The 12,872-nt window shown below is 41.9% G+C and carries 12 protein-coding genes and 1 pseudogene; 10 read left to right on the top strand and 3 right to left on the bottom strand.

Annotation, left to right across the window (positions count from 1 at the left end):
- Positions 1–13: 13 nt before the first annotated feature.
- Genes T487_RS0103350 through T487_RS0103330 form a run of 5 tightly spaced genes read left to right on the top strand, consistent with a single transcriptional unit; the run spans position 14 to position 5,087 of the window.
- On the top strand, positions 14–1,153 hold the full coding sequence (locus T487_RS0103350) for an acyl-CoA dehydrogenase family protein (RefSeq protein ID WP_031574034.1): 1,140 nt from the start codon (positions 14–16) through the stop codon (positions 1,151–1,153).
- Positions 1,154–1,163: 10 nt separating this feature from the next.
- A complete protein-coding gene (etfB, locus tag T487_RS0103345; protein WP_031574031.1) occupies positions 1,164–1,952 on the top strand; it encodes an electron transfer flavoprotein subunit beta in 789 nt (262 codons plus the stop codon).
- A 14-nt stretch (positions 1,953–1,966) separates the two neighbouring features.
- Positions 1,967–3,157, top strand: a complete 1,191-nt coding sequence (locus T487_RS0103340; RefSeq protein ID WP_031574030.1) for an electron transfer flavoprotein subunit alpha — start codon at positions 1,967–1,969, stop codon at positions 3,155–3,157.
- Positions 3,158–3,169: 12 nt separating this feature from the next.
- Positions 3,170–3,847, top strand: coding sequence for a YczE/YyaS/YitT family protein (locus T487_RS0103335; protein WP_051651461.1), 678 nt, complete (start codon positions 3,170–3,172; stop codon positions 3,845–3,847).
- Positions 3,840–5,087: a CaiB/BaiF CoA transferase family protein gene (locus T487_RS0103330; protein ID WP_031574024.1), complete on the top strand. Its 1,248-nt coding sequence runs from the start codon at positions 3,840–3,842 to the stop codon at positions 5,085–5,087. Before T487_RS0103335 ends, T487_RS0103330 begins: the two co-directional genes overlap by 8 nt.
- A gap of 279 nt (positions 5,088–5,366) precedes the next feature.
- On the opposite strand, the gene T487_RS0103325 is transcribed toward T487_RS0103330, so the two are convergent.
- Complete coding sequence (locus tag T487_RS0103325; protein ID WP_031574021.1) at positions 5,367–6,038, bottom strand: GntR family transcriptional regulator; 672 nt, start codon at positions 6,036–6,038, stop codon at positions 5,367–5,369.
- Between the two features lie 175 nt (positions 6,039–6,213).
- On the opposite strand from T487_RS0103325, the gene yiaK reads away from it, so the two are divergent.
- The 3 genes from yiaK (at position 6,214) to T487_RS0103310 (ending at position 8,885) form a co-directional block, all read left to right on the top strand.
- Positions 6,214–7,218 carry a 3-dehydro-L-gulonate 2-dehydrogenase gene (gene yiaK / locus T487_RS0103320; protein ID WP_031574018.1) on the top strand — a complete coding sequence of 335 codons (1,005 nt, stop codon included), beginning with the start codon at positions 6,214–6,216 and terminating at the stop codon, positions 7,216–7,218.
- Between the two features lie 166 nt (positions 7,219–7,384).
- Positions 7,385–8,176, top strand: a complete 792-nt coding sequence (gene heR / locus T487_RS0103315; protein WP_031574015.1) for a heliorhodopsin HeR — start codon at positions 7,385–7,387, stop codon at positions 8,174–8,176.
- A 253-nt stretch (positions 8,177–8,429) separates the two neighbouring features.
- Positions 8,430–8,885 carry a nucleoside deaminase gene (locus tag T487_RS0103310; protein WP_031574013.1) on the top strand — a complete coding sequence of 152 codons (456 nt, stop codon included), beginning with the start codon at positions 8,430–8,432 and terminating at the stop codon, positions 8,883–8,885.
- Positions 8,886–9,196: 311 nt separating this feature from the next.
- Here T487_RS0103310 and T487_RS0103305 read toward each other — a convergent pair whose 3' ends face one another.
- Positions 9,197–10,852, bottom strand: a complete 1,656-nt coding sequence (locus T487_RS0103305; RefSeq protein ID WP_242848005.1) for a LysR substrate-binding domain-containing protein — start codon at positions 10,850–10,852, stop codon at positions 9,197–9,199.
- A 69-nt stretch (positions 10,853–10,921) separates the two neighbouring features.
- Positions 10,922–11,095: pseudogene (locus tag T487_RS16790) on the bottom strand (LysR family transcriptional regulator); the annotation flags it as partial.
- 187 nt (positions 11,096–11,282) lie between these two features.
- Between T487_RS16790 and T487_RS0103300 the strand changes: the two are divergent.
- Both T487_RS0103300 and T487_RS0103295 read left to right on the top strand, forming a co-directional pair.
- Positions 11,283–12,341 (top strand): tripartite tricarboxylate transporter substrate binding protein, encoded by a 1,059-nt coding sequence (locus tag T487_RS0103300; protein ID WP_031574007.1) that lies wholly within the window; start codon positions 11,283–11,285, stop codon positions 12,339–12,341.
- Positions 12,342–12,399: 58 nt separating this feature from the next.
- Complete coding sequence (locus T487_RS0103295; protein ID WP_031574005.1) at positions 12,400–12,864, top strand: tripartite tricarboxylate transporter TctB family protein; 465 nt, start codon at positions 12,400–12,402, stop codon at positions 12,862–12,864.
- The last annotated feature ends 8 nt before the right edge of the window (positions 12,865–12,872 follow it).

Below are 12,872 nucleotides of genomic sequence, written 5' to 3'. Positions count from 1 at the left end.
GGGAGGCAAATGGATGTACATAACAGAAAAACATGAAATGATCAGAAAACTTGTTCGGACTTTTGCAGAGAAAGAGCTAACCAGTGAAATTCTGGATCAAGTGGAGGAACAAGGAACATTTCCAGAAGAAATTCTACAGAAGATGGCAAAAGCAGGATTCTTTGGTGTGAAGATTCCTCAAGCCATGGGCGGTGCAGGTGGAGATCATAGAGCTTATGTTCTGGTTGTAGAAGAAATTGCTAGAGTCAGTGGCGTAGCAAGTGTCTACGTTTCTTCTCCCAACTCGTTATCAGGAGGACCTCTATACATGGATGGGACCGAAGAGCAGAAGGAAAACTATCTGGGACCCATCATCAGAGGAGAGAAGAAGCTTTGTTTTGCTTTAACAGAGCCCGGTGCGGGATCAGATGCGGGAAGTATGAGTTCAACCGCAGTGCGTGAGGGTGATTACTATATATTAAATGGAAGAAAAACATTCATCACTATGGCACCGTTGTCAGACTATGCGGTGGTTTACGCCAAGACAGATGCGAGTAAAGGGACAAGGGGAATCAGTGCCTTTATTGTCGATATGACTTTGCCGGGAGTATCTTGCGGAAAAGCAGAAAACAAAATGGGGCTTAAAGGATGTGCAACCAGCGATATCGTTATGGAGAATGTCAGAATTCATAAGTCGAATCTTTTGGGAGAAGAAGGAAAAGGATTCACGAACGCAATGAAGACACTAGACACCGGAAGAATTGGTGTAGCAGCACAATCCATTGGTATTGCGCAGGGTGCTTTAGATGAAGCGCTGCGCTACTCTAAAGAAAGAAAGCAGTTCAACAGAAGAATTGCTGACTTTCAGGCCATATCCTTTATGCTTGCGGAAATGGCGACAAAGCTTGAAGCGGCAAAGCTTCTAACTTATAAAGCTGCGTATCTGATGGATGAAAAGAAACCGGCATCCATGGCCGCATCCATGGCGAAGTTCTATGCGTCCGAAGTCTGTAATGAAATCTGTGCCAAAGCGCTGCAGATTCACGGTGGCTATGGGTACATAAAAGATTACAAGATTGAAAGAATGTATCGAGACTGTCGTGTATTCACCATTTATGAAGGAACTTCCCAAGTTCAGCAGATGGTAATCTCGAATCAGCTGTTAAAACATTAGGAGGGATAGTATGAGACTGATCGTTTGTGTAAAACAAGTGCCAGATACCAATGAAGTTAAAATTGATCCTAAAACAGGGACCATGATTCGAGAAGGAGTCCCAAGTATACTGAATCCAGATGATGTGAGTGCTTTGGAAGAAGCGCTTAGAATCAAAGAAGAACACCATGGATCTGAAGTTGTGGTTATAACCATGGGGCCTCCACAGGCAAAAAATATGTTAAGAGAATGCTTGGCCATGGGAGCAGACAGTGCTTATCTACTTAGTGATAGAGCTTTTGGAGGAGCAGATACCTGTGCCACCAGCACTACTCTTGCCGCCGGAATTAGGAAAATAGGCGGAGGAGATATCATTTTTGCAGGTCGCCAGGCCATCGATGGAGATACGGCACAGGTAGGTCCTCAAGTGGCCCAAAGACTGAATATTCCAGTGGTCACCTATGTGCAGAAGGTGACTGTGGAGGAGAAGCGCTGCATTGTTGAAAGACAGCTTGAAGATGGATATGAACTGATTGAAACAAAGATGCCTTGCTTGCTGACTTGTGTTCAAGAACTCAATAAGCCAAGATATATGAGCATCGGTGGCATTGTAGATGCTTTTGAGAAGGAGATTACGGTACTGACTCATAAAGAATTGAATCTTACTTCAGAAGACTGCGGGCTCTACGCATCCCCAACCAAAGTATATCGATCCTTTACTCCTGAAATGAAAGGAAAAGGAGAGATGATCGCTGGTGGAAGCGTATCTGAAATGTCGAAAATTCTTGTGAACAAATTACAGGAGAAGCATGTGCTTTAGGAGGAGGATTCAATATGGCTGTTAAAGTAATCAATGATCTGTGCAGAGGTTGCACGATCTGTGTGAAAAAATGTCCCTTTGATGCCATTGCTATGGAAGGAAAACTGGCGGTGATTGGTGAAGCTTGCACCAACTGTGGTGTGTGCGTCTCAGCGTGTCCTTTTAAAGCGATTATGCAAGAAGAGATGGAAAAGGAAAAAGAGGATCTGTCATTATATCAGGATGTATGGGTATTTGCAGAGCAAAGAGAGTCAAAGGTCATGCCTGTCGTATATGAACTTCTTGGCGAAGGAAGGAAACTGGCAGACCAGAGGCAATCAAAGCTTTGTGCACTTCTATGTGGATACCAGATGTCACATCAGATTGAGGATCTCATTGCTCATGGCGCAGATGTGGTTTATGTGGCAGATCATGAAGAGCTTAGAACCTATACTACTGACGGATATTCTAAGGTTTTTCATGAAGCCATTAAAAAGTATAAGCCTGAAATCGTACTTTTGGGAGCGACTCATATTGGCCGCGATCTAGGTCCAAGCATTGCAGTGAAATCCAGCACAGGATTAACCGCGGATTGCACAAGTCTTGAGATTGATCCGGAAGATGGAAAACTCAGACAAACAAGACCAGCCTTTGGTGGAAATCTCATGGCTACGATAATTTGCCCAGACACCAGACCCCAAATGTCCACAGTGAGACCCGGTGTGATGGATAAAGCTCTTTTTGATCCTGAGCACAAAGGGGAAGTCGTCCGTCTTGATGTTGCGTTTCAACCGGATGAAATCAGAACCAAGGTCCTTAAGACAGTGAAGAGCTTAGCAAAACAAGTATCTTTAAGTGATGCAGATATTATCGTTGCTGGTGGTATGGGCATAGGAAACAAGGACGGGTTTAAGCTCCTGGAAGAGCTTGCAGAAAAACTGGGAGGAACGGTTGCGGCTTCGAGAGCGTGTGTTGATGCAGGGTGGATTGAGCATCAGTATCAGGTCGGGCAGACCGGTACAACAGTAAAACCCACACTGTATTTTGCTTTTGGGATTTCAGGTGCGATTCAGCATATCGCAGGCATGAAAGATTCTGATTATATCATTGCGGTCAATAAGAACCAGGATGCACCAATTTTTGAAGTGGCTGATTACGGAATCGTTGGTGATCTGTACCAAGTAATCCCTGGATTGATAGATGAAATTGAAAGAATTGCTTTGTAAGGTAGCATGAATATGAGTTATGAAAGCTATTTGATCAGACTTTCACGATATACACTGGGCTTATTCTCACTGGCAATAGGGGTCACTTTATCGATCAAGTCCCAGCTGGGAGTATCCCCGGTAAATTCACTGCCTTATGTAGTCAGTCAAGTAATGAATTTGGAACTTGGACTGGTCACTACACTGGTTTTTACAGTGTACGTGCTGATGCAGATTCTTCTGCTCAGAAAAGACTTTAAAATCTATAATTTAGCACAGATTCTAGTTGCATCAGTCTTTGGCTATTTTGTTACGATTACCAATCACTTGTTTCAATGGATTTCAACTCCACAGTTTTTTCCAGGCAGAATCCTGCTGCTGGTGTTTAGTATTCTCATTGTTGCCTTTGGGCTCTTTCAGTACTTGAAGGCAGAGCTTATGGCGCAACCAGCAGAAGGACTGGTCCTAGGGATATCAAAAATCAGCAGGTATCCTGTTGCAACAGTCAAACTCTATTTTGACTGCACCATTGTACTGCTGTCTACTTTGATATCCTATCTAAGTTTTGGGAAGATTGTAGGAGTAGGGATAGGAACCGTAATTTCTGCATTTATGATAGGAAAGACGCTGCACTTGATGCATGAGCTCAGCGCTCAGTATGAAACAAGAAAACTAAAAACAGTAGAACTTAGGAGGAACAGCAATGGATGAAATGAACAAACCCCTTAAAGGTGTCAAGGTCGTTGAGCTGGCTAATTTTATTGCAGCTGCAACCGCTGGGAGATTTATGGCAGATTTAGGTGCGGATGTGATCAAGATCGAATCATCAAAGGGAGATCCGCTGAGATATACCGCACCATCGGAGGGAAGACCTCTTGATATGTATGAAAATACCACATGGGAACTGGAAAATGCGAATAAGAGATGTATTTCCATCAATATGAAGGACCCAGCAGGTAAAGAGGTGTTTTATAAACTGATGGATGATGCCGATGTTCTCATTACCAACTGGCGAGTTCAAGCGTTGGAAAGAGCCAATTTAGATTATGAAACACTTAAAAAGAAATATCCTAAACTGGTGTATGCCATTTGCACAGGCTATGGAGAGATGGGACCGGATAAGGATCTTCCTGGCTTTGACTTTACAGCATATTTTGCTCGTGGAGGATATCTGGATTCCTTGAGACAAAAGGGAACCATTCCCATGAATGTGGTCCCAGGAATTGGAGATCATAATGTGGGGATGAACTTGGCAGCGGGAATTTTAGCTGCGCTCTATAAGGCCAAGACCACGGGAAAAGGGGAGAAAGTATCCACAAGTCTTTTCCAAAGTGCGGTATTTAATATGGGCATGATGGTTCAGGCGGCTCAGTATAAAGAAATTGGCAAGCCTTATCCGATTTCTGTTAGAGAATCCGCTAACCCATTTAATGCTGCTTGGAGAACGAAAGATGACCGGTTTATCCAGACTTGTATGCCAGATTATAATACGTATTACAACCGATTTATGACGGCACTGGGCAGGGAAGATTTAGTGGATGAAGAAAAATACTATCCAGTTCAGAATCTACAGAGAAATGGCCTGGGTCATGAAGTCTACGATATCTGTATGAAAGCCATGGGAGAGCAGGATGTTCCCAAATGGCGAGAAGTATTGACTGAGGCGGATATTCCCTTCAGTGTCGCTCAGTCTTGGGAAGAAATTCTTGAGGACGAGCAAGCATGGGCGAATGACTGTTTTTATCGGATGAAGTATGAGAATGGAAATGAGCGTACACTGGTGAGACCGCCAGTGAATTTCCATGAAATGGGAAGTGCACCTTATAACAGAGGGCCACTCATTGGTGAGCATGGACACGAAATTCTGGAAGAACTTGGATATTCAGAAGAAGCGATTGCTGAAATGGAGAAAAATAACACACTCTTTGTTTGGCGCAAGAATAAAGCATAATCATAGGACTCTTTCTGTATGATGCAGGGGTTTCAGATAATTTAGAGCCAAGATTATGCAGCATGAAAAAGTCATAGAATATCAGCATAACAAATGCATGATCCCTATGACTTTTTTTGCTTTTCTATAATATATTATGGTTCAATCTTTCTTAACTTGTTGCATTTAATTTTACAATCGGCCAATATATTATTTTCATAGACTAATGTTTGATTCACAAGAATTAGAATAGAAGAGATTCTTAAGGTACAGGTTTATAAAATATAAAAAGTCGAAACCTTAAAAATACTCAGGATACTTCAGCTTCATTTCTTCGATGAACTCTGTCTTTTGTATGCTCATTAAGTGTGTTGTTACGATTTTTTTGCAGGCCGGAAAATCACCATCAAGCAGTGTCTGGAAAATTTCTTTATGCTGGTTCACGATCAGATTGATTTTACTGCAGGCAGTAACTTCGAAGTTACGCCAACGTTGCAAATGGATAGAATGATCTGACAGGACTTCTATTAATGTGCCAAGACCCACGCTGTTTAAAATAAGCTTATGAAAATCATCGTCAATTTTCCGGAAAGTATTCTCATATTCTTGAATATCTATATTCTTCTCTTGTTCTTTTATGTTGTTCTCCAGCTTTTGAATCAGTTCTTCAGATAAGCCCTTGTCGATAAGTTTTTCAAAGGCATCCAGTTCAATCAGGTATCGAATATACATGATCTGATTTATAAGTTCCAAGTTGAAAGGGCTAATAAAGGTTCCAATTTGTGGTAAGCGTGTTACAAGTTTCATCTGTTCAAGTTTAGAAAAGATGGTTCGTATGGTACTTCTTGAAACATTATAATATTCTGCCATTTCATTCTCACTGATCATTGAGCCGGGTTTTAAATCCAGAACTCGAATGCGTCTGCTCAGATCCTGAAGCAAATCTTCTGCTGATATGGATGAGTATCTCATATTAATAGTCTCCTAAAAGGAACCGGATAAGCAGTTCCTATATATATTATTATTGTAATGACAATTATATCATATTTTATGGGATAATGAAGAAGGAAGGGACTTGTAAAAGTTGAACAAGGTCTACAAGTAAGTTTCCTAGATTTAATCAAACATAGTCAGAAGGAGTATGAACATGAGGATTAACTATAACGATATGCTGGAAACCTTCAAGAAGATTTTATTGAAGAGAGGTTTCTCAGAGGAAAGAGCCTACGAAGCCGCAGAGAACTTTGCAAAAACAAGCCTCGATGGAGTCTACAGCCATGGAGTCAACCGTTTTCCAAGGATCATCAGCCAGATTGATGCCGGGATCATTGAGGTGGATAAAGAAGCCCTCTGCGAGATGTCCTTTGGGGCCATGGAGAGGTGGGATGGACAGCTTGGCATTGGAAATCTCAACGCCAAGAGAGCCATGAAAAGAGCCTGTGAACTGGCGGATCAGTTTGGCATTGGACTGGTGGCCTTAAGAAACACCAACCATTGGCTTCGGGGCGGCGCATTCGGATGGCAGGCGGCAGAGGAAGGGTATATCGGTATCTGCTGGACCAATACCATGCCTAATATGCCAGCTTATGGCGGGAAAGATCTGCGCATTGGAAACAATCCATTTATCATGGCAGTCCCTGGTAAAGAGGGCGCTCATATTGTTGTGGATATGGCACTCTCCCAGTTCTCCTACGGGAAGATGGAGACCTTAAAGCTTGCGGGAAAAGAGCTTCCGGTTCCAGGGGGGTATGATAAAGAGGGGAATCTCACAAAGGATCCAGGAAAGATCCTCGAAAGCTCCCAGGTTCTTCCCATAGGCTTCTGGAAAGGCAGCGGATTCTCGCTGGTTCTTGATATGATTGCGTCCATTTTAGCTGGAGGCGACAGTGTTTCTGAGATTCCCAGCGATTCGATGAAAGAAAAAGGACTGTCTCAGATTCTTCTGGCCATAGATCCCAGAAAGTTTTCCAGTGTGGAAGACATTGAAAAAATGACAGAACGTATTATTTCCTTCACCAAGGACTCTGAACCTCTGAAAGAAGGAGGGGCGGTATACTATCCAGGGGAGTCCACCATGAAGCGACGGGAGGAAAACCTCAGGATGGGGATTCCTGTGGAAGAAAAAATCTGGAGAATCATTGAGTCTCTATGATAGAAGGCCAGCTGTGCTTACAGCTGGTCTTTTTTACAGATATAAAAAATCACACAATGTGATTTAGTGGTAGCTAACAACAATAAATATTGCATAATGTGAACATTAGGATTAGGATGATATCAAAGAACACGAAACGTGAATATATCGAGAGGAGAGATTAATTATGAAACCCATCACTTTAAAGAAATTAAGAAATTTCAACCTGATCATGGGGGTGCTTCACTTTGTGCAGGGCGTGGCGATGCTTTTTCTGGCCACCACAGTGATTGAGAAGATTGCAGAGTTTTCACCGGTGATCACGCAGAATTTCCTGGCGTTCAATACAGAAACCATGAGCCTGGAGCTTCAGTCAAAAGAACTCTTCCAGCTGCCCTTCGGAATCCTTGTAGCTTCATTCCTTCTGATTTCTGCTGCTGCGCACTTCCTCATTTCTCTTCCAAAGAAGCTCAATGAGAAGTATGGAAAAGATCTGGAGATGGGCATCAACCAGTTCAGATGGTTTGAGTATTCCTTGAGTTCCTCTATTATGATTGTACTCATCGCAACACTTTTTGGCATTTATGACATTGCTTCCCTGGTGCTGATCTTTATTGTCAATGCATCCATGAACCTCTTTGGACTTGTCATGGAGCAGCTGAACGCAGGACGTAAAAAGGACAAGGTCATCTGGGGACCCTTTATCTGGGGATCCATTGCAGGTATCGCTCCATGGATCGCCATTCTTCTCTATATGTTTGGTACCGGTAACTTCAGCGATGTGCCATGGTTTGTATGGGCCATTATCGGAACCTACTTTGTAGCTTTCAATACATTCCCGGTAAACATGGTGCTTCAGTATAAAGGCATCGGTAAGTGGAAAGACTACATCTATGGAGAAAGAGTCTATATCATTTTAAGCCTGGTGGCAAAATCCATCCTGGCCTGGCTGGTTCTCTTCGGAGCCATGCAGCCATAACGTAATCATCACATCTCTCTCTTTATAGTCCCTGAGGTCAGTTTGACTTCAGGGATATTTTTTGTCATATTTCCAGCAATAACTGAAACGTTATGTTCATATAAACTTTAGAAATAATCAGGACAAAGTATCCCTTAGATAGGATAAACTGAGAGATAAGAAAAACGCTATGTGCCAACAAATATCCATAAGCATTTTGCCGCACAATGAGATGGCATCAAAGCCTAACTATATAAACGAAGGAGACGATATTATGTCAAATCATGAATACTTTATGAAAGAAGCCATAAAACTATCCGCATCGGCCATGGAGCACGGAAATGAGCCCTTTGGGGCAGTTCTTGTAAAAGATGGAGAGATTGTCTGCACCTATGAAAATCAGATCCACACCATGACGAATCCCACGCTCCATGGAGAAACAGGACTCATCAGCAAGTTCTGTCAGGAAACGGGAATCACGGACCTGTCTGAATATACCCTTTATTCCAGCTGCGAACCCTGTTTCATGTGCAGCGGAGCCATGGTTTGGGCAAAGCTCGGAGAACTCTACTATGCTGCCAGCAATATGGATTTAGAAGAAATCTTAGGCGGAGAAGGTTCCAAATGTTCGGAGATCGTCTTTCACCATTCCCACCAAAAACCAAAGGTGACAGCAGGTGTTTTGAGGGAAGAAAGTCTGGAGATACTGAGAGAGTACTTTGGGAAATAGCGGAATCTCTTGTTTTGAAGAAAGATGTTTATGTTAATTGTATAATATTCTCTGAGATTCCTTTCGATTTGAAAGGAATCTTTTTGCTGTTTACTTGTGGTATGCACGGAATGAGAGGTCGCTCGTGGAAAAACATAGTTTCTTGCTTAAGGATCATACTAATCGTATTCCTACTGATAATAGAACACCCTATTAATCTGTTGTTCATTAGAGGTCAATAGAGTTTCACAAGATAGGAATAAAGAATTATGGTAGAGATTGCTGCGTTTTTTCGAATTTATCTCAAAAGGTTGATATAGTAATCAGGTGGGTTAATAATTATTGTTGGAAAAATAAACTTTCAGATGTTGATTCAATTCATTTATGATGCTTTCTGAAACTTTCGGGAGTTTTTTGCCTGCTCTTGTTGCAATGGTGAGTTTATACTTCTGATGAGTTTCAAGTATGGAATGGTTGCAGGACTTCATTTCTGACTCTATAAGGCAGAGAGGAAGAATTGTTATCGCATCCGTCTTACCCAATAGGGTGTTCATGATAGGGATAGAAGCCTCACATATGATATGAGGGTTGGTTGTGAAGTCTGCTGAGATTATTTTTTCCTGATCGGAACGCAGACTTGTATGATGTGGAGCGACAATGAATTTTAGTTTCTCTGATGATTTTGCGCTATAAGTTAGATCTTCGCCCGTACTAAAGTATGCAAACCTGCTTTCAATAATAAGGTCGTAATTAAGTTGAGGGTGTGAAGAATCTGTGGTGAAGAAAACCCCAATTTCCGTGGATGCATTCAGCAAGGACTCATAGATGAAATCCCGATGAGCACCGATGAGGATGATCTCCAAATCAGGATACTTTATGCTCAAAGTGGTCTGTAAATTGGCGCAGATTAGTTCATATATGCTGGAGTCCACATAAATCTGATATTTCCCTGTGTATCCGGATTTGTAAGAGGATAGATGCTCAAACATCTCACTTTCTATATGCAGCATATTTCGGGTATGGTTTGCCAGTATCTTCCCGGCATTGGAGGGTTGAAGCTGATTATGGATTCTTGAAAAGAGTGTCAGGCCGATAGTATCCTCAATGTTCTTTAAATGTCGGGATAAGGCTGATTGCTCGATATATAGTCTTTCAGCTGCTGCTGACAAGCTTTTTTCGTCGATGATTGCAACCAGATATGACAGTATCTCTGTATCCAAATAAATATGACTGAAGCTATAGGAGGCTTCTTTCCCAATGCCTATCGAGGTAGCATCATCTGAATCAGATGAACGATAAAGATTCTGTTCAGTGAGTATTGAATCCAATTCAGGAGACTCGATTGCAGTATAGCGGGGGTCACCTAACCGTTCCTTTATCAGCAAATTGGCCAGATATTTCTCAGAAGGAGTAAGTATATGCCCTATGGGATATCTAATATGAAGCTGCTGATATACTGGAGGGGATAGTGGAATGTACGAAATATCATCTCTGGGAGTCACGTGTGACTGCGAGACCAATCCTACACCTACCGACTGATTTAGCATGGAGTCAATGAGAAGAACATCATCTGATTCGAAAGCTACGAGCGGATCAAAACCAGCTGTTTCAAATAACTTGTCTGCGATGACCCGGATACTGTGTCGCTTGCTTTGCAAAACGAAAGGTGTATCGATCAGCTGCTGGATTTCAATTTCGGGTTCTTGTGAAAGAGGGTGTGAAATAGGGATGGAAACCAATAATTCTTCATGTGCTATAGGGATATCCACTACCATATCTGACATCTCTCCAGAACCAAGAGCAAGATCAACTTGTCCGGAATAAACAGCCATAGGCTGATCACGGGCCAATAGTTCAACGAGTTCTAATGAAGTATCTGGAAATCGTCTTGAGAATTCATGATAGATCTTACTATAGATTATGGCAGCTCTATTGGGTGCTGTTGCTAATCGGATTCTGTTTTTATTGTTACCCGAAACCTTGTTCATAGTGAGTAACATTCTGTTTTTCTCATCCAGTATCTTATAGGCACACTGAATGATATACTGTCCGATTGTGGTAGGGATGAGTTCGCGATGGCTTCTGATGAAGATGGGAAACCCAAATGTCTTCTCACATTTTGAAAGGAATTTGCTGAGTGCCGGTTGTGAGATGTTCAGCGTTTTTGCAGCCGCGGACAGATTCTTGGAATGGCTGATTGTAACCAGATAATGATACTGACGAGTATTCATAGGAGCTCCTTTCATACGTAATAAATATAGAGTACCAGATAATACGAATTCCATCAATTAACTATAATCAATCTGTTATAAAGAATATGAATGTTTTAACATTGTAAAGGTTTTAATACATTCATATAATAAAACTGTAAATGAAAAAATCGTCTGAAAATCAATCAAATTAATTAGGGGGAAAAAAATGAGAAAAATTACAAAACTATTATCGAGCGCAATCATTTTAGCGTCCATGACTACGTTTGCTGCATGCTCAGCATCAGGTAATGCAAAAGATAATACTCCTGAAGGAAACAATGACAATACCGGTACAGAAACGGAAAGTATTGGTTTTCCGCAAGATGAAACTATAACCTTAGTTGTACCAGGAAAACCAGGTGGTGGTTCCGATTTAGCGATTCGGCATTATAGTGAAGCCCTGACTAGACTATTTGGATTGACTACTACGGTGACCAATTATGACAGCAACACCATAGGTCATCAGACTACTGCTACGTCAAAACCTGATGGAGCAACTATCACTCTAGCAACCTCCGCCTTGAATGTTCAGTATATTACAGGAAGCAGTGATATTGATCCGATGAAGGACTTCACGCTGATTGCAGCCCTTCAAGATAATGGATATTCTGCCATTGCAGTCCCTGCTGATGCCCCATACGATGATTTCAAGGGCTTTGTAGATTTTGCCAAAGCAAATCCTGGGAAGCTGAATGCTGGTCAACCTTCCAGTGGTAACAATACCTTGATGTTTGGTATGTTGGAAAGTGAGTTAGGAATTGACCTCAATGCTGTAGAGGCTGCATCTGAATCAGACCGTCTCGTCAGCTTATCCGGTGGATTCATTGATGTTGGATTTGTAGGAATCGGAAACGCTAGAGAATATGAAAAAGCGAATAAGCTTAAGGTTATTGCTACCATTGCCGCAGATGGAAAAGTAATCGCTGATTTTGATGATACACTTCCTGAGAACTACAAAACTACTCAGGAACAAGGATTTGAAGAAATATACTGGGGTGTTTACCACTACCTACTGGGACCTGCTGGCATGGATCAGAAGATGGTGGAAGAAATGAACAGTGCCATGAAGAAAGTTTATGAGGATGAAAAGACTTTTGAGTCCATCAAGAACATCGGTCATATTCCAGAATGGCATAATCTGGAGGATTCTAAGGTGATCCGTCAAAGTGAATATGATAAGATTTTTGAAATTGCAGATGTCATGGGTATCAACGTCAGAAAATAGGTATACATATGAAGCGTCCCAGGGCTATGCTCTGGGATGTTGATTGAAAGGAGTTTTCATGAGAAGAGATACAGTCACCGGGTTAACGGGCGTTGTTGTGTCAGTACTATTTCTGTTCTTAACCTTCACACAAGTTAAAGATATCCCGAATCTACTTGAGCCAGGTCCGAGATTAATGCCCATATTTGCCATTATCTTAATATGCGGAAGTTCTATCGGCTTGATCATCAGGGGCTATATGGACAGAAAGATAAAGGAGAAGCCATATTTCCCTAAGGGTGGAGTGAGAAAGATCACAGTGAGCTACCTGCTGCTTGTCATATTTGGCATAGCTATGGGGTTGTTCGGATTCTTACTCACTGCGCCGGTGGCAACCTATACGTTTATCTATAATCTGAAAGGGGAGAACAAAGTCAGCAGACTCTCCGCCGTCATTATTTCTCTACTCGTCACGTTCGGATTATATGCGATGTTCATTTATGGTTTCAAAATTAAACTGCCTGAAGGCATTATCTTTGGATAAGGAGGAGG

Origin of the sequence: Proteiniclasticum ruminis DSM 24773 (assembly GCF_000701905.1) — a bacterium.
GTDB lineage: Bacteria > Bacillota > Clostridia > Clostridiales > Clostridiaceae > Proteiniclasticum > Proteiniclasticum ruminis.
This window is presented reverse-complemented; position numbering and strand designations above follow the sequence as displayed.